Origin of the sequence: Aeromicrobium sp., assembly GCF_014378035.1 — a bacterium.
Lineage (GTDB): Bacteria > Actinomycetota > Actinomycetes > Propionibacteriales > Nocardioidaceae > Aeromicrobium.
In genome coordinates this window covers 1-21698 of record NZ_JACMOM010000383.1, presented here as the reverse complement: position 1 = coordinate 21698, position 21698 = coordinate 1, and the positions used below count along the sequence as shown (strand labels likewise).

General features: G+C 66.4%; 20 protein-coding genes. 11 read left to right on the top strand and 9 right to left on the bottom strand.

Annotated features, from left to right (window positions below):
• Positions 1-3: 3 nt before the first annotated feature.
• The 6 genes from H7290_RS20435 (at position 4) to hypB (ending at position 4971) form a co-directional block, all read left to right on the top strand.
• Positions 4-315 (top strand): HypC/HybG/HupF family hydrogenase formation chaperone, encoded by a 312-nt coding sequence (locus tag H7290_RS20435; RefSeq protein ID WP_366927662.1) that lies wholly within the window; start codon positions 4-6, stop codon positions 313-315.
• The gene (hypD, locus tag H7290_RS20430; protein WP_290515857.1) at positions 312-1412 is read left to right on the top strand and encodes a hydrogenase formation protein HypD; all 1101 of its coding nucleotides are present in this window, start codon (positions 312-314) and stop codon (positions 1410-1412) included. Before H7290_RS20435 ends, hypD begins: the two co-directional genes overlap by 4 nt.
• The gene (gene hypE, locus H7290_RS20425; RefSeq protein WP_290515856.1) at positions 1412-2488 is read left to right on the top strand and encodes a hydrogenase expression/formation protein HypE; all 1077 of its coding nucleotides are present in this window, start codon (positions 1412-1414) and stop codon (positions 2486-2488) included. The genes hypD and hypE overlap by 1 nt, the downstream gene beginning before the upstream one ends.
• 256 nt (positions 2489-2744) lie before the next feature.
• Entirely contained in the window at positions 2745-3797 is a 1053-nt protein-coding gene (locus H7290_RS20420; protein WP_290515855.1) for an AraC family transcriptional regulator, read from the top strand.
• 14 nt (positions 3798-3811) lie between these two features.
• Positions 3812-4153, top strand: coding sequence for a hydrogenase maturation nickel metallochaperone HypA (locus H7290_RS20415; RefSeq protein ID WP_290515854.1), 342 nt, complete (start codon positions 3812-3814; stop codon positions 4151-4153).
• Positions 4150-4971, top strand: coding sequence for a hydrogenase nickel incorporation protein HypB (gene hypB / locus H7290_RS20410; protein ID WP_290515853.1), 822 nt, complete (start codon positions 4150-4152; stop codon positions 4969-4971). The genes H7290_RS20415 and hypB overlap by 4 nt, the downstream gene beginning before the upstream one ends.
• A 117-nt stretch (positions 4972-5088) precedes the next feature.
• On the opposite strand, the gene H7290_RS20405 is transcribed toward hypB, so the two are convergent.
• The gene (locus H7290_RS20405; RefSeq protein ID WP_290515852.1) at positions 5089-6000 is read right to left on the bottom strand and encodes a haloalkane dehalogenase; all 912 of its coding nucleotides are present in this window, start codon (positions 5998-6000) and stop codon (positions 5089-5091) included.
• A gap of 137 nt (positions 6001-6137) precedes the next feature.
• Between H7290_RS20405 and H7290_RS20400 the strand changes: the two genes are divergently transcribed.
• A complete protein-coding gene (locus tag H7290_RS20400; protein WP_290515851.1) occupies positions 6138-7115 on the top strand; it encodes a YeeE/YedE thiosulfate transporter family protein in 978 nt (325 codons plus the stop codon).
• Between the two features lie 52 nt (positions 7116-7167).
• Here H7290_RS20400 and H7290_RS20395 read toward each other — a convergent pair whose 3' ends face one another.
• Positions 7168-8397: an aminotransferase class I/II-fold pyridoxal phosphate-dependent enzyme gene (locus tag H7290_RS20395; RefSeq protein WP_290515850.1), complete on the bottom strand. Its 1230-nt coding sequence runs from the start codon at positions 8395-8397 to the stop codon at positions 7168-7170.
• A gap of 114 nt (positions 8398-8511) precedes the next feature.
• Here H7290_RS20395 and H7290_RS20390 point away from each other — a divergent pair, with 114 nt between their 5' ends.
• A complete protein-coding gene (locus H7290_RS20390; protein ID WP_290515849.1) occupies positions 8512-9006 on the top strand; it encodes an Lrp/AsnC family transcriptional regulator in 495 nt (164 codons plus the stop codon).
• 54 nt (positions 9007-9060) lie between these two features.
• Here the strand turns inward: H7290_RS20390 and H7290_RS20385 are convergent, their stop codons facing one another.
• From H7290_RS20385 to gabT, 4 genes are read right to left on the bottom strand one after another with little or no spacing between them, the layout of a single operon-like run.
• The gene (locus H7290_RS20385) at positions 9061-10248 is read right to left on the bottom strand and encodes an acyl-CoA dehydrogenase family protein (RefSeq protein ID WP_290515848.1); all 1188 of its coding nucleotides are present in this window, start codon (positions 10246-10248) and stop codon (positions 9061-9063) included.
• Positions 10245-11393, bottom strand: coding sequence for a CaiB/BaiF CoA-transferase family protein (locus tag H7290_RS20380; protein WP_290515847.1), 1149 nt, complete (start codon positions 11391-11393; stop codon positions 10245-10247). The genes H7290_RS20385 and H7290_RS20380 overlap by 4 nt, the downstream gene beginning before the upstream one ends.
• The gene (locus tag H7290_RS20375; protein ID WP_290515846.1) at positions 11390-12889 is read right to left on the bottom strand and encodes an aldehyde dehydrogenase (NADP(+)); all 1500 of its coding nucleotides are present in this window, start codon (positions 12887-12889) and stop codon (positions 11390-11392) included. Before H7290_RS20375 ends, H7290_RS20380 begins: the two co-directional genes overlap by 4 nt.
• Positions 12886-14220 (bottom strand): 4-aminobutyrate--2-oxoglutarate transaminase, encoded by a 1335-nt coding sequence (gene gabT / locus H7290_RS20370; RefSeq protein WP_290515845.1) that lies wholly within the window; start codon positions 14218-14220, stop codon positions 12886-12888. The genes H7290_RS20375 and gabT overlap by 4 nt, the downstream gene beginning before the upstream one ends.
• A 114-nt stretch (positions 14221-14334) precedes the next feature.
• Between gabT and H7290_RS20365 the strand changes: the two genes are divergently transcribed.
• A complete protein-coding gene (locus H7290_RS20365; protein ID WP_290515844.1) occupies positions 14335-15795 on the top strand; it encodes a PucR family transcriptional regulator in 1461 nt (486 codons plus the stop codon).
• Positions 15796-15801: 6 nt separating this feature from the next.
• Here the strand turns inward: H7290_RS20365 and H7290_RS20360 are convergent, their stop codons facing one another.
• Both H7290_RS20360 and H7290_RS20355 read right to left on the bottom strand, forming a co-directional pair.
• The gene (locus tag H7290_RS20360; RefSeq protein ID WP_290515843.1) at positions 15802-16485 is read right to left on the bottom strand and encodes a cache domain-containing protein; all 684 of its coding nucleotides are present in this window, start codon (positions 16483-16485) and stop codon (positions 15802-15804) included.
• Positions 16482-17231, bottom strand: a complete 750-nt coding sequence (locus H7290_RS20355; RefSeq protein WP_290515842.1) for a GntR family transcriptional regulator — start codon at positions 17229-17231, stop codon at positions 16482-16484. The genes H7290_RS20360 and H7290_RS20355 overlap by 4 nt, the downstream gene beginning before the upstream one ends.
• A 162-nt stretch (positions 17232-17393) precedes the next feature.
• On the opposite strand from H7290_RS20355, the gene H7290_RS20350 reads away from it, so the two are divergent.
• Positions 17394-18878 (top strand): aldehyde dehydrogenase family protein, encoded by a 1485-nt coding sequence (locus H7290_RS20350; protein WP_290515841.1) that lies wholly within the window; start codon positions 17394-17396, stop codon positions 18876-18878.
• Between the two features lie 66 nt (positions 18879-18944).
• Positions 18945-20432 carry an amino acid permease gene (locus H7290_RS20345; RefSeq protein WP_290515840.1) on the top strand — a complete coding sequence of 496 codons (1488 nt, stop codon included), beginning with the start codon at positions 18945-18947 and terminating at the stop codon, positions 20430-20432.
• 156 nt (positions 20433-20588) lie between these two features.
• Here H7290_RS20345 and H7290_RS20340 read toward each other — a convergent pair whose 3' ends face one another.
• Positions 20589-21449, bottom strand: a complete 861-nt coding sequence (locus H7290_RS20340) for a fumarylacetoacetate hydrolase family protein (protein WP_290515839.1) — start codon at positions 21447-21449, stop codon at positions 20589-20591.
• Positions 21450-21698: the final 249 nt, after the last annotated feature.

Below are 21698 nucleotides of genomic sequence, written 5' to 3'. Positions count from 1 at the left end.
CGAATGGAGCACGAGATGTGTCTTGCAGTTCCGGGCCGCGTCCTATCTCTCTTTGAGAAGGACGGCCAACAGATGGCTCAGGTCGACTTCGGTGGTGTGCGCAAAGAAGTCTGTCTCGCCTACATTCCTGACGCCCAGATAGGGGAATACGTCGTCGTGCACGTCGGATTCGCGATCCAACGTCTCGACGAGGCGTCCGCCATCGAGACCCTCGCCAACTTCGACAAGCTCGGCATTCTCGAGGAGGAGTTCGGTGATGGTTTCGCCCTCGCGTCCCGACAAGCCGGAATCCACGAAACAGGAGTAGTCACATGAAGTACCTCGACGAGTTCAGCAACCCGGATCTGGCCAAGAAGCTGATCGACGAGATCCACGAGATCACGACCCAGAAGTGGGCGATGATGGAGGTCTGCGGTGGTCAGACCCACTCGATCATCCGCCACGGCATCGACCAGCTCCTCCCCGACGGAGTCGAGATGATCCATGGGCCCGGTTGTCCGGTGTGTGTCACGCCTCTGGAAATCATCGACAAGGCGCTCGCGATCGCGAAGAGGCCCGAAGTCATCTTCTGCTCGTTCGGCGACATGCTCCGGGTGCCCGGCAGCAGCGAGGACCTCTTCCACATCAAGAGCGCCGGCGGAGATGTTCGCGTCGTCTACTCCCCACTTGATGCACTGACGATCGCCCGGGACAATCCCGACCGCGAGGTCGTGTTCTTCGGCATCGGTTTCGAGACGACGGCCCCCGCCAACGCGATGACCGTCTATCAGGCCAAGAAGCTCGGTATCCGCAACTTCTCACTGCTCGTCTCGCACGTCCTCGTGCCGCCTGCCATGTCGGCGATCATGGATTCGCCGAGCTGTCGCGTCCAGGCGTTCCTCGCCGCGGGTCACGTGTGCTGCGTCATGGGTACGAGCGAATATCCTGCGTTGACCCAGAAGTACAAAGTGCCGATCGTGATCACCGGCTTCGAGCCGCTCGACATACTCGAAGGCATCCGGATGACAATCAAGCAGCTCGAAGAAGGTCGGTACGAGATGGAGAACGCCTACGTGCGTGCCGTCCCGGACGCCGGGAATCCGGTGGCGATGGAGATGCTGAACGACGTCTTCGAGACGACCGACCGTACCTGGCGCGGTATCGGCATGATTCCGCAGAGCGGCTGGCAGCTGTCGCCGAAATACCGCGATTTCGACGCCGAATACAAGTTCGAGGTGCGCGATATCCATACGGAGGAATCTGAGCTCTGTCGCGCTGGCGAGGTGCTGCAGGGGCTCATCAAGCCACATGAGTGCGCCGCGTTCGGCAAGGAGTGCACGCCGCGCAAGCCGCTCGGCGCGACGATGGTGTCCTCCGAGGGCGCCTGTGCCGCCTACTACACGTACCGCCGACTTGATCTCGTGGAGGTCTGATGACCGAGGCAATTCACAAGCCCGACCTCGACTTCGAGGGTTGGGTGTGCCCGATGCCACTTCGGGACTACCCCAACGTCGTGATGGGCCACGGTGGCGGTGGCGTGATGTCCGCCGAGTTGATCGAACAGCTCTTCCTGCCGGGCTTCGGTGCCGCGGCCGCCGCCGAGATGGGCGACTCCGCCGTGCTCAGCGTCGGCGCAGGACCCCGGCTGGCCTTCTCGACCGACTCCTACGTCGTCAAGCCGATGTTCTTCCCCGGCGGCTCGATCGGTGACCTCGCGAACAATGGCACCGTCAACGATCTGGCCATGTCAGGTGCCGTGCCGATGTTCCTGTCGACCGCGTTCATCCTGCAGGAAGGCACTCCGCTCAATGTTCTCGGCCGCATTGCCGAGGCGATGGGAGCCGCGGCGCTGGCGGCCGGCGTCAAGCTCGTGACGGGCGACACCAAGGTCGTCGACCACCGAAGCGGCGACGGCGTCTTCATCAACACGGCCGGGATCGGAGTGATCGCGGACGGCGTCGACATCAGGCCAGATCGAGCCGAAGTCGGGGATTCAGTGCTGATCAGTGGGGAGATCGGTGTCCACGGTGTCGCCGTCATGAGCAGCCGCGACGGGCTTGAGTTCGGTACGACGGTCGAAAGCGACTCGGCGGCACTGAACGGGCTCGTCCAGGACATGATTGCGACGGGAGCGGACATCCGCGTCCTGCGTGATCCAACTCGCGGAGGTGTCGCGGCATCACTCAACGAGATCGCGAAGGCCTCAGGTGTGGGGATCGAGTTGATCGAGCGCGAGCTACCCATCCCCCAGACCGTCAAGGATGCGTGCGGCCTGCTGGGTCTCGATCCGCTTCAGGTCGCCAACGAGGGCAAGCTGGTCGCAATCGTGCCAGCCGAGGCCGAGGCCATCGTGCTCGAAGCCATGCGAAAGCACGAGTTCGGTGGTCTTTCCCAGAAGATCGGCGCCTGCGTCTCAGAGCATCCGGGCATGGTCGTGGCTCGAACGGGTCTTGGCGGCACCCGGGTCATTGATCTGCCGATCGGTGAGCAGCTTCCTCGCATCTGCTGAGCCGTCGTCATCAGCGGGTTGCGCGTTCGAGCTGAGCGCGCAACCGCTGCGCTGCCTCGCCCTGGCTGTCGTCATGTGTCCTGTCTTTGCGCGCTCGCGCGACGCACTCCTGACCCGGAAGACATGCCATCTCGACCGTCGGACTATCGCGAAGACGCAGCCGCTATCAGGAAAACGCAAATCATTGCTCTTCCAGCGCACATAGGTGACTCTGAGTGAGTAATCGCGTGATCGGCGCAATCGACAAGGAGGGTGTATGTTCCCGCTGTCCAAGCACGGGCTGGCCGACCCTTCCCTGCCGCCGCGCGTGAAGAACCGCATCCGCTCCCGTGGCGTGCCCACCGCGCTGCTCGGCCAGGACGTGCTCAGCACCGATGACCCGGCCGAGGTGAGCAATCTCGTTGCTCGGCTGCTTGGTCCGAACCACCTTGTCATCCACCCGCCCATCGACGAGTTCTATGCCACGATCAACGCGATTCGCCTGCGTGACGTGACCATGGCGTACCTGGACGTGCGCGCCGAAGTCACCTTCGACATCCCCCTCACCAGCGATGTCTACAGCGTCCACATGCCGATGAATGGTTCGGCTGATTGCAGTTACAACGGCATCAAGGTCGAGGCCAATCCGTTCCAGGCACTCGTCGTCAACCCCGGCACCGACCTCCAGATGACGATGCAGCCAGACTCACCGCAGCTCATCATCCGGATCGAGACCCAAGCCTTGCGCCGACAGTTCGCCAGCATGCTGGGTCGAGGCGTCGGCGGCGCGATTCAGTTCGCACCGATCATGCCGCTGCTCACGGGTGCCGCCAACCGCTGGCACGGCTCGATCCAGCTGTTGTCGAGTGAGGTCATGACCCCCGACTCCCTGATCCAGCGCGGCATCGGCGCCGGCCCTCTCGAGGAGCTGATCATCTCCTCGCTCCTGTGGGTCCACGAGTCGACCCACCACGACGAGCTCACCCGGCCGGCCGGACCGACGGGTCGGCGCTGCGTCCGGCAATCCATGGCGTTCATCGAAGAGAACCTCGCCAACGAGGTCACCCTCGAGGACATCGCCCAGGACGCGCAGGTGAGCATACGGTCGATCCAGCAGGGATTCCGCGACGATCTCAGCACGACGCCGATGAAGTACGTGCGCGACCAACGGCTCGAACGTTCACGAGCCGAGCTGTCCGACGCCATACCCGAAGATGGCGTTTCTGTGACACAGGTCGCCGAGCACTGGGGCTTTGGCCACCTCGGCAACTTCTCGTCCATGTACCGCAAACGGTTCGGCGAAACCCCGTCCCAGACACTTCGACGTTAGGGACGGGGCGAGCTGTGCACGAACTTTCGTTGTGTCGATCGATCTTCTCCATCGTGGATCGGGCGTCGGCCGGACGCGACGTGACTGTCGTCCATCTCCAGGTCGGCAAGTTGCGACAGGTGGTCCCCGACTCGCTGCGCTATTGCTGGACGCTCATGTCGGACCAGACATCGCTCGGCGGTTCCATCCTCGACATCGACCTGATCGACATCACGTTGGCATGCCAAGACTGTGCCGTCGTGTCGCGAGTCGAGCACGACCTCATACTTCTCTGCTCAGGCTGTGGCTCCCGTATGGTCACCGTCGCAACTGGCGAAGAGTTCTTCCTGACATCACTCGATCTAGCGGAGGCATGACCATGGGACGATTCCATCGGCACGACGGCGACGACGATCACGGGCACTCGCACGAGCACAGCCACCAGCATGAGGCGAGCCGCGAACACACGCATGACCAGCACGACTCGGCCGACCCCCAGCACAGCGAGCACGGTGACCACTCGGGTTATGAGACCGGACCAGACCGGATCATGGTGCTTGAACGGATCTTCGATGAGAACGACGCCCGCGCGGCCAGCAACCGTGCGTCCTTCGACGCAGCGGGTGTGATGGCCCTCAACATGATGTCGTCTCCGGGGGCGGGCAAGACCGCGGTGCTGGAGAAGACGCTCGCCGCCGTGCCCCACCCGGAGCAGATAGGCATCATCGAAGGTGACATCGAGACCAGCATCGACGCCGACCGGCTGTCCGGCTTCGGTGCCCGGGTCTCGCTGCTCAACACCGCCAACGGGTTCGGCGGCGAGTGCCACCTCGATGCGCCCATGGTGGCCTCGGCGCTGGAGGGACTGGGCCTCGACGGCCTCAACCTGCTCTTCATCGAAAATGTCGGCAACCTCGTGTGCCCGGCCGAGTTCGACGTCGGCGCCCATCACAACGTCATGGTCTACGCCATCACCGAGGGCGAGGAGAAGCCTCTCAAGTACCCGGTCATGTTCCGGACAGCCGACGTGGTCATCGTCAACAAGCTCGACCTGCTGCCACACCTCGACTTCGACCTCGACCTGTTCGAGCGCAACCTCGCTGCCGTCAACCCCCTGGCCACCGTGATCAAGGTCAGCGCACGGACCTCCGAGGGCCTCGACGAGTGGTACGAATGGCTGGCCGCGCGGCGATAGGTTCCGCGGGCAGGATCCCCGACCTGCAACCTGCCCCGGAGGCGACTGGCTTCTTTAGTCCGGAGGCAGCGGCGCTGCCCTCTCAGCATCAGTCATGGACTCATGACTGATGCTGAGTCACTCCAGGCCTTCTATCGACCCGAGCCATGCCGAAATCGCGGCACCCACCTGCTCGCCGCAGTCTTCCTGCAGGAAATGCCCTGCGCCGGCGATGAGCTTCAACGGCTGCGCCAGAGGCAGCAACTTTTCCATCTGTCGGCCAGGGCCGTCCAGCGGAAGCACCGTGTCGTGCTCGGCCCACAGCAACAGCATGGGCCGAGTGTCCGCTGCCAGTTCCCGGACAACATCGCGACCCTCCGGTGCACCAGGGGCATCCGGCGTCTGCGGGATCAGACCGGGCAGGGCGCGCGGGCCGCCCTTGGCGTCGATGGTGTCGAAAGGCGCCTCGTACGCCAAGGCGACCGCGTCGTCGAGTCCGCCGTGGACGCCGGACTGCACCAAGAAACCGATCGGCAGGTCCGGGGTCGAATCGACGAACTGGCGAAAAGCCTGCCACGTCTCCCCCATTGGCTGGGTGCCGGTGAACACTCCTGAGTCCATCACCACGAGGCGGCTGATGCGGTGAGCCATCTCGGTCGTCGCAACACGCAGGCCGACAGGGCCGCCCCAGTCGTGCACGACCAACGTCACATCGTGCAGGTCGAGCTGGACGAACAGGTCGACCACCGACGCCACGAGACGGTCGTAGGTGTACCAGTCGTCGAGCGGCTTGTCGGACCGGCCGAAACCGGGCAGGTCGGGGGCGATGCACCGGTGACCAGCAGGGACGAGCTCGTCAATGACATGACGCCAGAGGAAGGACCACGTGGGCTCACCGTGCAGCAGCACCACGGGGTCACCCTCACCGACATCGACATGAGCAAGGCGCAGGCCTTCCCACTCGCGGTAGGACGGCTGATGCGCGAAACCGGGCAGGTCCTCGAAGCGATCGTCAGGGGTGCGGTGCACGTTCGGCAGGGGCTCGGCCATCGTGGTCTCGATTCTCGGGCAGGCTCGTGGCGGCGTGGCACCCGTCGGGCGGCATGGGACCATGACAAACATCGATACCCGAGACCGGGAGCCCTGATGAGAACCCTTTCCACGACCAGTTCTCCAAGGAGCCTCGTGTGATCCTCTCCATTCTGGCCGGAGCAGTCGCCGGGATACTCCTGGGGTACGTTCTGCAGCGGGGTCAGCTGTGCTTCAACTCGGCCATCGGCTCCTCGCTCGACGGCCGATTCCTTCTCGCGCGGGGGTGGGCGCTCGGCGTCGCCCTGGCCGCGGTGGGGCTTGCGCTGTTGTTCCTCCTTCCGGGCAGCGGGGGCCTCAGCCGGGGCTTGGCCTTCCGGCCGGTAGCGAATGCGACGGGTGGACTGGTCATCGGCATCGGCATGGTCGTGGCCAAGTCGTGCGTGTCAGGGCTGTTCTACAAGCTGGGCTCAGGCATGCTCGGCGCACTGGTCGGGCTGTCCGGCTGGGCGGTAGGGGAGCTGCTCGCTCGTCAGCTCGCCCTGCCCGGACCCACACTGCTTCCGGGTGGCGAAGGCGCCACGATCCCCGGCCTGCTTGACGTGCCGCGCCTCGTCGTCGCCGTTCTTCTTCTGGTTGCTGTCGCCGTCGCCCTCTGGCTACGGCCGGGTTCGGAGTCCCCGGTCCACGTCTGGCAGTGGGGTTGGCAACGGACCGGGGTCGGCCTCGGGGTGGCGATCACCGCGGGTTGGGCCTTGGCGGCTCTGGGAGATTCCAGCTTCGGCCCCAGCTCGGTCGGAGCCGTCGCGAGCATCGCTGGCGGTTCACCCAACTACTGGCTGATCACGTTTCTGTTGGGCATCGTGGCGGGCGGTGCCCTGTCCGCGCGTACCGCAGGCGGTTTTTGGCTTCGTGGCGAAAAGGAACCCGTGCGCTACCTCCAGCTCGCGGTCGGGGGCCTGCTCCTGGGCGCCGGGGGGTGGATCGCCGGTGGCTGCAACGTCGGCCACGGACTCTCCGGCGTCGCTCAGCTCAACGTCTCGTCGTTCGTCGTCGTGGTGGCGATGGTCGCCGGGGTCTGGGGCGCGCGTCGCGCGGCAGGCCGAGCCGCTCAGGCATCGGTGACCCGCACGTAACGAGAGCCCCGTCCGGGTCCCGGGACGGTCGACGCTGACCTGGGTCCGAGACTCAGTGGGCGGTCGGTACAGGGGGCATCGTTGTCCGTGACGCCGCACGTCGTCCCACGGCGTGCCCGACGAGGGCGCGGTCGAGGTCCAGAACCAGGTCCTCGGGATCCTCCAGCCCGATCGAGAGGCGCACGAGACTCGCCGACGGCCGAGCTTCTGGCGGCACGGGCCGGTGAGTGAGCGCAGCCGGATGCTGGATCAGCGAGTCGACCCCACCGAGGGAGACCGCGTGGGTGAAGAGCCGCACGCTCGAGGTCACCTGCTTGGCCGCCTCGAACCCGCCGCGCAGGCTGATCGAGATCATCGCTCCGCTCCCCCGCATCTGGTGCTGCAGAAGCGAGGCCGGGTCGCCCTCGGACCCCGGGTAGTAGAGACGTTCCACGGCGGGGTGTCCGGCGAGCCATGCGGCAAGATGGCGAGCGCTGGCCTGCTGGGCTCGGATGCGGATGGGGAGAGTGGCAAGGCCTCGGTGCAACAGGTAGGCGCCGAGTGGGTGCAGGAGACCACCGGTGACGGCGCGGACTCGTCGAAGGGCGGCAGCAGTCTCCTCGCCACAGGCGATGACGCCGCCGGTGACATCGCCGTGACCCCCGAGGTACTTCGTCGCACTGTGCAGCGACATCGCCGCACCCAACGTGATCGGATTCTGCAGGACCGGAGTCGCGAACGTGTTGTCGACCAGGACGGGAACCTCGCTGGCCTGAGCGACGACGTCGCGGATGTTGAGCAGGTCAAGGGTCGGGTTCGCGGGCGTCTCCACGACCACCATGGCGGTGTCGGGACGGATCGTCTGGGCAACCTGACCGGCTTCGCAGAACGAGACCTCGACGCCGAGAAGACCGGAGTCCAAGAGGTGGTCCGTCCCACCGTAAAGAGGCCGCACGGCCACGATGTGCCGCTTGCCGCTCGACGCGGTGTGCGCCAGAACTGCCGCAGTCATGGCCGCCATGCCGGAGGCGAAAGCTACCGCGGTCGCGGAGCGCTCCAGCTGAGCGAGCGCGGACTCGAACCGGGCAACGGTGGGGTTCCACAGCCGGGAGTAGACAGCGCCACCCTCAGCGAGCGGGTAGCCGCCGGTCGCCATCGACTCATAGGAGTCGCCACCGCTTTCGATGTCTGGCAACGGGTTGGTCGACGACAAGTCGATAGGGAGGGCGTGGACGCCCAGCGCCGTGAGGTCCTCACGGCCGCCGTGAACTGCGATCGAGTCAGGTCGAAGATTCGCTGTCATGACTCCATGATCGCGACAAACACAACACACACCTATAGTTCCTACTGAAACAACAATCAAGACGTCGATATTGACTTTTAGTCACAACCTTCCGGGGTTGAGGAGGGGTTCTCGTTGCAGAAAGCACAACCCACGACACCCGCTGACCAGCTCGACGAAACCGACATCGCCATCCTGCGCGCTCTCAGCGCTGACGCGAGACTGACGAACAAGGCGCTCGCCGCCCGCCTGGGTCTGGCCGAGTCGACGTGCGCCTACCGAGTCCGAGCGCTGCGCGAGAACGGCGTCACCACCGGAACCTCGTTGAATCTTGACCTCTCAGCGCTCGGATTTCCGATCCAGGCAGTCATCAAAGTGCGCCTGGGCAGCCACAACAAGGCGCACGTGCCCCGGCTGTTCGCCGACCTCGCGAACGCCCCCGGTGTCATCCAGGCCTTCCACGTGGCCGGCGAGGACGACTTTCACCTCCACGTCGCGGTCGAGAGCCCCCGGGCCCTACGTGATCTGGTGCTGGACTACGTGACCGTCCACAAGGTGGTGCGTCAGTCCGAGACCCAGCTCGTCTTCGAGCACCGCGAGGGCGCGGGAGTTCTCCCCCCACCCACGTGAGACCGCGCGCCTCGTTGTTCAGCAGAGTCCCGTCGTCGTCCAGCTCTGATCGGTTCAGCGAAAGGCTGCGAGCCCCGTCATGGCCTGACCGATGACGAGCGTGTGCATCTCGACGGTGCCCTCGTACGTCAGCACCGACTCGAGGTTGTTCATGTGGCGGATGACCGGATACTCCAGCGAGATGCCGTTGGCGCCCAGGATCGTGCGAGCCGTACGGCAGATCTCGATGGCCTCACGTACGTTGTTCAGCTTGCCCAGGCTGACCTGGACGGGCTGGAGCGTGCCGGCATCCTTGCGACGACCCAGGTGCAGGGCGAGCAACATGCCCTTCGTGAGCTCGAGGTTCATGTCCGCGAGCTTCTGCTGGGTCAGCTGGAACCCCGCGATCGGCTTGCCGAACTGTTCACGATCCTTGGAGTACGAAAGTGCCGCCGCGAGCGACGATCGGGCTGCTCCGAGGGAGCCCCAGACGATGCCGTAGCGGGCCTCGTTGAGGCAGCTCAGCGGGCCGCGCAGACCGCGAACCTCGGGGAACGCGTACTCCTGGGGGACACGCACGTCGTCCAGCACGAGCTCGCTGGTGATCGAGGCGCGCAGCGACATCTTGTGCTTGATCTCGGGGGCCGAGAAGCCCGGGGTGTCGGTGGGCACGGCAAAGCCACGGATCCCCTCATCGGTCTGCGCCCACACCACGGCGACATCAGCGATAGAGCCGTTGGTGATCCACATCTTCCGGCCGTTGATGACCCAGTCAGACCCGTCCTGGCGCGCGCTTGTGCGCATGTTCGCCGGGTCCGAGCCGTGATCGGGCTCGGTCAGGCCGAAGCAGCCGATGGCCTGGCCCGCTGCCATGGCGGGGAGCCACCGTTGCTTGACGTCCTCGGAGGCCCACCTCCAGATCGCGAACATGGCCAACGATCCCTGGACCGACACGAGCGACCGAATGCCCGAGTCGACTGCCTCGAGCTCGACGCACGCCAGCCCGTAGTCAGTCGCGCTCATCCCGGCGCAGCCGTAGCCCTCGAGGTGCATGCCGAGGACGCCGAGCGACCCCAGCTCCTTGGCAAGGCCGCGTGGATCGGGCAAGGTCCCCTGCTCGAACCAGTCGGCGACGTAGGGCTGGATGCGCTCCTCGCACATCTGGCGGACCGACGAGCGGACCGCCTTCTCCTCCGGCGTCAGCAGGTCGTCGATGCCGGCCAGGTCCAGCGGGTCGAGGGTGATGCGGGTGCTCGTGCTCATGAGTTCCTCGTCTTCTGTGTGTAGCGCGCGCGCACGGTGTCGTTGTGCTCGCCCAGTCGTGGTGGTCTCCGGTAGTTGTCGACCGGGGTGCGGGAGTATGTGATCGGGTGGCGGACCTGGTCGATGGCGTCAGGCCCGACGTCGACCCGAGGGTCAAGGCCCAGATCTGCAGCGAGTCCGAAGGCCGAGGCGATGTCGCCGACGGCACCTGCGGGCAGTCCCACGTCGGTCAACGCCTTGATCCAGTGCGCGGCGCCTTCGCTGACCAGCACTGACTCCAGGAGAGGGATCAGATCGTCGCGGTGGGCGACGCGATCGGCGTTGCGCGCGAACCTCGGGTCGCCCGACAGCTCTGGCGCACCTATCGCACCGGCGAGTCGCGCGAACTGTCCGTCATTGCCGCAGCACACGGCGATGATGCCGTCGCCGCAGCGCAGCGTCTCGTACGGGGCGATCGACGGATGCCTGTTGCCCATGCGCCCCGGGGACTCCCCGGTGGCCAGGTACGACGATGCCTGGTTGGCCAGCGAACCCAGCAGGCTCGACAGCAGATTGACCTCGACGTGCTGGCCCAGCCCGGAGCCGTGTCGCTCGTTCAGCGCGGCGAGGATGCCGATGACCGCGTCCTTGGACGTGAGCACATCAACGAGAGCCACGCCGACCTTCGACGGCTCCGAGTCCTCAGGACCTGTGATGCTCATCAGCCCACCGACCGCCTGCACCAAGAAGTCGTATCCCGGCAGCGCCGCGCCCTCCGCGGAGCCGAAGCCACTGATCGAGCAGTACACGACACCGGGGTTGACGGCCGCCGCATCGTCATAGCCGAGTCCCTTGGCGGCGAGGGCGCCGGGACGGAAGTTCTCGACGACGACGTCTGCTGTCGCCATCAGCTCGGCGGCGAGGGCGTGGTCGGTGGGATCGTCGAGATCCAGCTCGATGCTCTCCTTCGAACGGTTCGCCGCGTCGAAGTAGGCGCTGGTCGTGTCGGTCCATGGCGGGCCCCAGTGGCGGGTGTCGTCGCCGACACCGGGACGCTCGACCTTGATGACCGTCGCGCCCAGGTCAGCCATGGTCGACGTGGCCAGAGGCCCGGCCAGCACACGGCTGAAGTCAGCAACGAGGATGCCGTCGAGCAGTCCGGTCATGGCCGTTCACCGGTCTCGAGCCGCCCACCGACGCGGCGCGGGATGCCCCACGGGTTGTCCGCCCGAAGTGGTGCAGGCAGCATCGACTCGGGCAGCCCCTGGTAGGCGATCGGTCGCACGAACCGGTCCAGCGCGGAGGCTCCCACCGATGTCGTCGTCGGGTTCGAGGTGGCCGGCCAGGGCCCGCCGTGCTCCTGCGCCCAGGTGTAGGCCACCCCGGTCGGCCAGTCGTTGACGATGACCCGGCCGACCTTGCGCTCGAGGTGCTTCAAGACCCGCGGGGCGTCCGGGTCGTCGTCAGCCGCGATGATGCTCGCCGCCAGCGCCCCTTGGAGGCTGTCGACACCTTTCAGCGCATCATCGACGTGGTCGTACTCGACCACGACGGCCACCGGGCCGAAGCACTCGTTCAGCACCCTGCTCCCGACGTGCAGCAGGTCGACCGATGCGGCGAGCAGCGTTGCCGGGCTCGACCAACCGGCGCCCGTCGACGACGTCTCGGCAATCAGCGTCGCGCCTGCCTCCTGCAGCTCGGCTACGCCGGCAGTGACGGCGTTCGCGATGCCCTTCGTCAACAGGACCGGCTGGGGACTGGCGTCCTCCAGGGCGTCGGCGATGATGCGCGTCGCGTTGACGCCGCGCGGGGCGAGGATCAGCCCGGGCTTGGTGCAGAACTGCCCGCTGCCCAGCGTGAACGAGCTCACGAAGCCTCGGGCGATGGACGCGATGTCAGCGCCGGCTGCCGGGGTGACGACGACCGGGTTGACGGTGCCCATCTCGGCATAGACGGGGATGACGACGTCCCGTTCGTTGGCGAGCTTCCACAGACTCATGCCCCCGGCCTGCGACCCGGTGAAGGCCACCGCCGAGATCAGGGGGTGCTTGACGAGAGCAGCTCCCGCTTCGTACCCGAACACCAGGGCCGCGACGCTCTCGGGCGCGCCTGCGCCCACCATGGCTGTGTGGACGACCTCGAAGGTGCGCTGGCTCGTCATGGGATGCGCGGGGTGCGCCTTGACGACGACCGGGCACGCGGCAGCAAGCGCCGAGGCGGTGTCGTTGCCGAAGGTGCTGAATGCGAAGGGGAAGTTGCTCGCGCCGAACACCGCGACCGGTCCGAGGGGGATGTTGGTGCGAGCGAGGAACGATGACGTCGGCGTGGCCGGGTCGAGGACTGCCCGCAGGTAGGTGCCCTCCACCGCCACCTCGGCGTAGAAGCGCAGCTGGCCGGCGGTGCGCATGACCTCGCCGTCCAGCCGGCTCGAACCCAAGGCTGTCTCCCGGTCGGCCACTCCAGCGAGCTCCTCGCGGTTCGCCTCCAGCGCATCTGCACCCGCACGAATCCACGTCTGCCGCTCTGCGGGCGAGGCGCCCGCCAGGACGTCCGCCGCCGCGGCAGCCCGCACCACCAGCTCGTCGAGCTCGGTGTCGGAGGTGTGGGAGATCGACGCCACCGTGGCGCCCGACCGTGGATCGAAGCTGGTGTCGGCGCTCATCGCTGGGCCTCCACGGCCGCCTCGATGACCGACATCGCGTCCTCGAGAAGCTCCTGCTCGATGACGAGCGGCGGCAGAAGGCGGATGACGTTGCCGAACGTGCCGCACACGAGCACCAGCACTCCTTCGGCGTGGCAGTGAGCCGCCACGGCCTTGGCGACCTCTGGGGCTGGCGTCGTCGTGCCGGGCCTGACGAACTCCATCGCGAGCATCGCGCCACGTCCGCGTACGTCACCGACCAGCGAACCTTCGCCCATCAGCGCCTCCAGGCGGGGCTTCACGAAGGCCTCGATGTCACGCGCCTTCTGCACCAGACCGTCCTGCTCGATGGCCTCGATGGCTCCCAGCGCTGCTGCGCAAGCCACCGGGTTGCCGGCGTAGGTTCCGCCGAGACCGCCTGCGGGGACGGCGTCCATCAGCTCGGCCCGGCCCGTCACCGCTGCCAGCGGCATGCCACCTCCGAGCGCCTTGGCGGTCGTGATCATGTCGGGCACGACGCCCTCGTGATCACAGGCGAACATCTCGCCAGTTCGCCCGAGGCCAGTCTGGATCTCGTCGGCCACGAAGATGATGCCGTGCTCGGTGGCGAACTGCTGAACACGTGCCAGATAGCCCTCGGGCGGGACGATGAATCCGCCCTCGCCCTGGATCGGCTCCATCACGATGGCGGCGACGTTGTGTGCACCGGCCTGCGTCAGGACAAGTTCACGGAGGCTGGCGATGGCCTCGTCGGCCGCTGCGGCAGCGCCACCGGCCCATCGATACGGATACGGCGAGGGCGCGCGGTACACCTCCGGCGCGAACGGTCCGAAGCCCTCCTTGTACGGGATGTTCTTCGACGTCATCGACATCGTGAGCAGGCTTCGTCCGTGGTAGGCGTGGCTGAGGACGATGACCGCGGGACGCCCGGTCGCGACGCGAGCGATCTTGATGGCGTTCTCGACGGCCTCGGCTCCGGTGGAGAACAGCGCGGTCTTCTTGGCGTGGTCGCCGGGCGTGATGCGGTTGAGTGCCGCCGCGACCTCGGTGAAGACGTCGTACTGGGTCACCAGGAAGCAGGTGTGGGTGAACTTCTCGGCCTGCGCCTTGATGCGCTCGACGACGCGCGGGTTGGAGGCGCCGACGCTCGTCACGGCAATGCCGGACGCCATGTCGATGATGTGGTTGCCGTCGACGTCAACCACGATCGCACCCCCAGCCTCCTCGACGAACACCGGCAGCGTCTGGCCAAGACCAGTTGGCAAGGCGTCATCCCGCTTCGTCTGGAGCTCCAACGAACGGGGGCCGGGCAAGGTCGTCTTGATGATCCGTTGCTGGGTCGGCATAGCCATGCGGTGCTCCTCGTGGGCAGTGCGTTGGGGTTCGCTGACCATCATTGACTCTGCGAACGCCAGAGTCCTCGTATGTTCTGCACGATCTGCGCTGTGGATGGATAGATTGTCCAGGTGAGTCTTCCCACCGTTGCCGAGCTGTGCGCTTCGCTGCCGGGCGCGCTGGCACCTGCCGAAGGATTCACTGCACCCGACCTCGAAGTCTCCGCGGTCCACGTCAGCGAGCTGACCGATCCCACCGACTACCTGTCCGGTGGAGAGCTGCTCCTGACCACGGGACTGTCGCTCCCGGACAACGAGATCGGCTGCGTGCGCTACGTGTCCCGCCTCAGCAGCGCCGGACTCAGCGCGCTCGGCGTCGGGCTCGGGCCGTCACTGTCGGCGATACCCGACGCGCTGGCCGCCGCGTGTGCCAAGCACGACCTCTGCCTGCTCGCCGTGCCACCGGCAGCCGCGTTCCTGACCATCAGCAAGGCCTACTGGGCCTCACGTTCGCGCTCCACCGAGCGCGAGCTGACCGACGCCATCACGGCACACCGGTCCCTGGTCGATGCGATGGTGTCCCGCGACCCGGTCGGGGCGACGCTCAAAGCTTTGTCGCGGGCAACTGGCGCCTGGGTGGCCCGGCTTGACCCGGTCGGCGCGGTCGAGCACGTCTTCCCCAGCGGCCGCGTCGCAGATGCTCTGGGCGTCGCCGACCAGATCTCAGCGCTACGTGTCTCCGGGATGCACTCCTCGGCGACTTTCCCGTCTGGCGACGACGTCGTCGCGGTGTTCCCGCTGCCATTGGAGGATCGCGTCGTCGGGTACATCGCGATCGGGTCCGCAACGCCACTTGGTCCAACGGCCAGACGACTCGCGCTGACCGCCGGAGCTCTTCTCAGCCTTGACTCGGTGCAGCGACAACGCGCCGACGCAGCCGAACAGTCGCAGAGGCAGGCCGTCACGGCCCTGATCGACATGGGTTTCGTCGAACCGGCCAGACGACTCGCCGCGCGGGTGGGCCTCCCGGCGCTCGGCGACTCGTCAAGGGTCTTGGTGGTCCGAACCGCACGGCCCGCCGACACCACCGAGGCCGTCCACATATGGATGCCCGCGACGATGCCGGGACCGTCCGACGGCGAACGTCTGTGGTTCCTGATCCCCGAGACCCATCCCCCGGTCGATCGGCTGTCAGCCCTCCTGCTCGCGGTCGACCCACGCACCACCGCAGTGCTCTCCGACATCGTCGCGCCGTCGTCGATCCACCAGGTTCGCGTCGGGCTGTTCGATCGTGTGGCCTCGTTGCCCGACGGCATGGTTGAGTCTCCCCGCGAACACTCATCGGACGAGGCCAGCCTGAGGGACGGCATCCATCGTGTTCTCGACTACCGTCGAGTCGATCTCGGCGAGACGCTGGTGGCCTACCTGCGGAACCGGGGGCAGTGGGACGCCACGTCGCGAGATGTCGGGGTGCATCGCAACACCGTGCGCCATCGCCTGGGCACGATCCGCAGACTCCTGGGCGCGGACCTGGAAGATCCGGACATCACCGCCAGGACATGGCTGTACCTCCGCGAGAACGGCCTGGCGTGAAGCGTTCTACTGCGTGCAGAGCGTCCAGCCGGCACGTCCGAGATCCACCCCGAACGACTCCCAACCTTCGGCATCGAATCGCTCCCCCGGCGCGAGCGTGGCCACCGTCGAGGCGATGACCCGTCCCGTGGCTCCCACCAGCACCGACCGCCCCGGCAGCTCCCGCAGCAGTCGGACCATCTGGATCTCGAATCCATCCACGACGAGGTCTGCACCCGCGACGCCGAGGAAGCGGCCGTCGACGATCACCGGCTCCGTGCAGAGGATGACGAGCTGGTTCACACCGGCGAAGTCGACGAAGGGGCCGAAGACGGTGCGCATGCCTCGCTCGCCCTCGCGGAACCACTGCATCGACTCGTAGGCGTACTCGGCACCCCCGGTGGAGCTCCGCGGCGGGTGCAACCGTCTCACGGACGCCTGGGCATCCGCGCGCGTCCACCACTCCCAGAAGCGGTGGTCACGGTCGACCACGTCGAGCGCTGCGACGAACCCGCCGCCGCCGACCCAGGGGATCGCCGACACCATGCTCAAGACGACGGTGTCCAGACCCTTCAGCCGATCACTCGACAGAGTCGCGCCACTGTCCGGCACCAGTTGCTCCACCAGCGAGTGCAACGAGGCGATGTAGCCGTAGACCTCGTCCAGGTGCGACTCGACCGCGGCGGCTGCCTTGTCCATTTCCGTGGTCATCCGTCCAACCCCCATCTGAGCTCGAGGATGTGTCGCGTGTCGTCAGCCACGTGCGCCTCGGCCAGCGACCTCGCGCGTTCCGCGTCTCCGGCCTGGATGGCTTTCGCAAGATCTCGGTGCTGCGCAGCACAATCCACCTGGTCCAGGCCCACCGCGGGCAGCCACAGGAAGTCGCTGTACTCAGCCTGAAGCGTCACCATCCTGCGGGTCAGCCGTTCGGACTGGCTGGTCACCGCCACCTCGATGCGGAAACGACTGTCCAGACTCAACCGTTGCTCGGGCAGCTCCGCACTCGCGAGCTGCCCGGCCAGCTCCAGGAGGCGGGCGATGTTGTCCTCGTCGAAGCGGCGCGCAGCCAGGCTGGCCACCACGCCTGTCACCGCCATCAGCTCATATCCCAGATCGCGGAGCTGGGACGGGCTCATCGCGGCAAGTCGTTCGGTCGACTTCGCGGACGTGTAGTCGCGCGGCGAGCGGATGAAGCTTCCGCCATGACGACCACGACGGGTCTCCAGCAGTCCTTCCCGCCTGAGGATCGCGAGTGCCGCACGGAGCGAGACGGTCGAGACGGCGAGCTGTGCCGCCAGGTCCGACTCCGGCGGGAGCTGCTCGCCGTCGGCGATGAGCCCCATCGTGATCGCCTCGGAGATCTTCTGCGCCACGGCTGAGCCAAGAGCTCCCTCGACGCCGACGGACGTGAAGAGCGCTGCGCCGAAGTTCGATTGCCGCTGCTGCGACCTCATCATCCGCCCTCCGTCCCCGCTCCACTGAAAAAGAATCCTAGCGTGCCCCTTGCGCAGTAACCTCTAAAAACATAGGTTAATGCAAATCTAGTGAGCCGCGTCACGTCAACTCGACGGACGGCGCTCGCTCTCCGGCCCACGTTGGCCACGACCGAGGGACTTTGCATGACAACTACCACCACCCACCTGCAGACACGAGCCTTGATCGACGGCATGTGGACGGACGGGGAGAACGGCACGTTCGCCGCACGCTCGCCCCACTCCGACGCGATCATCGCGGAGGTGGCGAAGTGTGGGCCCGCCGACGTCGACCGAGCCGTGCAGTCCGCACGGCGCGCTCAGCCGGGCTGGGCTGCGACACCGGTCATCGAGCGGGTCAAGATCCTGCGCCGCATCCACGAGCTGTTCAAGCGCGACGCCGAGAAGATCGCCGTCGTGCTCGCGGACGAGATCGGCAAACCCATCAACAACTCGCGTGAAGAAGTCATCGAGTACTCGGCACCGTCGTGGCAGAAGGCCGGCGAAGAGGTGCTCCGCCACCGCGGCCTGTCGTTCCCGTCGACACAGGAGCAGACGAACAACAAGCGCCTCGTGCTCACACATCGTCCGGTCGGCGTGGTCGCCGCCATCACGCCCTACAACTTCCCGACCGACATCTCCTCGATCGCTCTCGCGCACATCATCGCCGCCGGAAACACCGCGATCTGGAAGCCCTCTGAGCACGCCGCCGTCAGTTGCACGATGGTCGCCGAGCTGTTCGAAGAAGCGGGGCTCCCGCCGGGAGTCATCAACGTCCTGCACGGCGAGGGCGACGTCGGCGCCGCGCTCGTCGGCCACCGCGGCGTGGACGGCGTCTTCTTCACCGGGTCCACCGCCACCGGTGAGCGCATCGCCTCATCCATCCCGCTCAAGCCCATGCTGCTCGAGCTCGGAGGTGACGGGCCGTTCATCATCCTTGCGGACGCCGATGTCGATGCGGCCGTCGACGGCGCCATCCAAGGCTGTTTCTACTACTCCGGGCAGGTCTGCACCTCCGCGGAGCGGGTGCTCGTGCACGAGGACGTCTACGACGAGTTCGTCGAGAAGTTCCGCGCCAAGATGCTGCAGCTCTCCATCGGCGACCCGTCCCTCGAGACCACTGACATGGGGCCGGTGTGCACCGAGACCACACGCACCCGCATCAACGAGCACGTCGAGGACGCCCGTGCGAAAGGGGCCACGATCGAGCAGCACGGCCGTTCCGATGGTCTCTACTTTCCCGCGACGCTGCTCACCAACGTCACGACCGACATGCGGATCATGCAGGAGGAGACATTCGGGCCCGTCGCCCCGATCCTCAAGATCTCGTCGGCCGAGGAGGCAGTCGCCATCGCCAACGAAAGCGAGCTGGGCCTGATCGCCTCGCTGTGGACACGAGACCTGTCCACCGCCTGGCGCGTGGCCGAGGCCCTGCCGCACGGATCGGTCAACATCAACGAGACGAGCAACTACTGGGACCAGCTCGCCCCGTTCGGCGGTACCGGACGCAGCGGCGTGGGCCGCGAGCTCTCGCAGTGGTTCCTGGAGGCCTTCACGGAGGCCAAGCTCATCGTGTTCGACCTCGGGGACGGGGAGGTGAAGAACAACCGACGCTCAGAAGGCGGATGGTGATCCACCCATCTCGTCACATGAACCAGAACCCGATCCGAACACCCTCCGACCCCCGAGGAGCATGACATGACCATTGATGCACCCACCCCGCCCGGCACGCACGACGACGAGTCCCATCTGGCGTCACTCGGCTATGAGTCCCACTTCAAGCGGGAGATGTCCTTCTGGGGCAACTTCGCGCTGGGCTTCACCTATCTGTCCCCCGTCGTCGGCGTCTACTCGCTGTTCGCCTTTGCGCTCGGGACCGGTGGACCGCCGATGATCTGGGCCGTCGTCCTTGCCGCCCTGGGCCAGCTGCTCGTCGCTCTCGTCTTCGGCGAGGTCGTCTCGCAGTTCCCTGTCTCCGGTGGTGTCTACCCGTGGGCACGCAGGCTCTGGGGGAAGCGCTGGGCATGGATGACCGGGTGGGTCTACATGCTGGCCCTGGTCGCCACGATCTCGAGCGTCACCTACGGTGCGGGGCCGTTCGTCGCGATTCTTCTCGGGATCACGCCGTCGACCCACGTGACTGTCATCAGCGCGATCGTCGTGATTCTGCTCGTGACGTTGCTCAACCTCGGCGGGAGCAACCTCCTCGCCAAGGTCGCCTTCTTCGGCTTCGTCGCTGAGCTGCTCGGCGCGCTCGTGGTCGGTGGGTGGCTGCTGTTGTCCGAGCGCAACCATGGACTCGGCGTGATCTTCGACTCTTCAGGCGCCGCCTCCGGCAGTGCCTACCTGCCGGCCTTCTTCGCGGCATCACTGATCGGCGTCTACCTCTACTTCGGCTTCGAGGCCTGCGGCGACGTCGCCGAGGAGGTCGTCGATCCGGGGACGCAGATCCCGCGCGCCATGCGCATGACGATCTACATCGGCGCAGCGGCGTCGATCTTCATCACCCTCGCGCTGATCCTGGCGGTGCCCGACTTCGCTGCCGTGATCTCGGGCAAGGACGCGGACCCGGTCACCTCGGTACTGTCCAACGCGTTCGGACCCGTCGGTTTCCGCATCGTGATTGCCGTCGTGCTGATCTCGTTCTTGTCCTGCGCCCTCAGCCTGCAGGCCGCATCGAGCAGACTGATCTATTCGTACGCGCGCGATGACATGATGCCCGGCAGCCCGCTGTTCAAGACGTTCTCCGCAGAGCGCGGAGTCCCACCGTACTCACTGGCGCTGTCGGCAATCGTGCCGATCATCATCATCCTCGCGTCGCAGCTCTCGGACAACGCACTGACTCGCATCGTCTCGTTCGCGTCGCTCGGTATCTACACAGGCTTCATGATGGTCGTCATCGCAGCGCTCAGGGCGCGATTGAAGGGATGGCAGCCGTCGGGCCGGTTCACTCTCGGTGCCTGGGGCCTTCCGGTCACGATCGCGGCGCTGGCGTACCAGCTCGCAGCGGCCGTCAACATGGCTTGGCCCCGCACCCCGGATGCGGCGTGGTACGACAACTATCTGGTGCTGTTGTCTCTGACGATCGTGCTCGGAGTCGGGGCTGTCTACCTGTTCCTCGTCAAGCCGCACCACACGAGCGGCGCACCCCACGCGGACGCCATCCCCGCTCGGCGACAGGCATGACTCCCTACCGGCACTGAGTCGTCAGCAGTGCTCGGCCTGTGCGGCGGCACCACGCCGCACAGGTCGAGCACCTCTCGGACCCTTTGATCAGAATCAGCTGGGCGCACCGGCCCGGGATGTCCGGAGACTTCAGTGCGTCCTCAGATCCGCGGGTGGTCAGCTCGTCGCCGGCACGATGGTGCCGACACACTCTCCGAAGTCGATGACACTGCCGCTCTCGCCCGGTGCCGTGCCTCTCAGCGTGACAGTCTGGCCGTCCTCAAGGAAGGTCTGCTCTCGCCCGTCGGCGAGCTTGAGCGGCTCCGTGCCGGACCACGACAACTCCATGAGTGAGCCGCGCTCGTTCGGCTGGTCCCCAGACACCGTCCCGGATCCGAAGAAGTCACCGGGTCGCAGGCTCGCCCCGTTGACCGTCATGTGCGCGACCATCTGCGGCGCCGTCCAGTACATGGTGCGGCACGGCGGGCGGGAGACTGCCTCGCCGTCGAGGAGGACCTCCATCGTGATGTCGAGACCCCACGGGCCGTCGACAGAGTCGTCGAGGTAGTCGGCGGGGGTGAGATCTCGCGCCGGCGGGTCGACACGGGCGAGGATGGCCAGTCCGTCGGCACCTCGCTCCAGGAGATGGCGGGCGCCGGCCTGGTAGCTGATGCCGATCGAGCCGCGGACGGACGGTTCGGCCACGGCGATGGCCACCGACTCGGCCTGATCAGCGATGGCGACGAAGGCAGTGCACGACGAGCGATCGGCAAGCTCCTGCACCACCGGTTGTGCTGCCGTGCGGTACTGGTTCATGAAGCGCCCGGCGACCACGAGCGCACCGGTGCCCAGGCGGTAGAGGCCGTCGTGTCCCTTGGTGGCCAGGCGCCGGTTCTGCAGGGTGGCGAGGATCCGGTAGGCGCCGGCCCGATGGACGCCGAGCTGATCGGCCAGCTCGGCGGGAGAGATCCCTCCGGTGCGCCGAGAGATGATCTCGATCGCCTCGAGGCCACGGTCCAGCGTCTGCAGAGTGCTCATGTTGTCTCAACTTCCTTCGACGCCGATGCGGCTGAAGTCTACGCAGGCGCCGACGGCACCCACCTCCTCCGCGTCGCCGAAGGTAGTTGCTCGTCCAACGCCTCGGCCGGGTCACACATCCAAGCCTCCATCAGACCCAGTGCGATGCGCCAACCCGACCACCCCGACATTCACGCGATCAAGACCCTGCCAACAACTTGACTCGGTACGAGGGGCTGCAGGGGATGTGCGTAGGTCAGTCGATTCCGT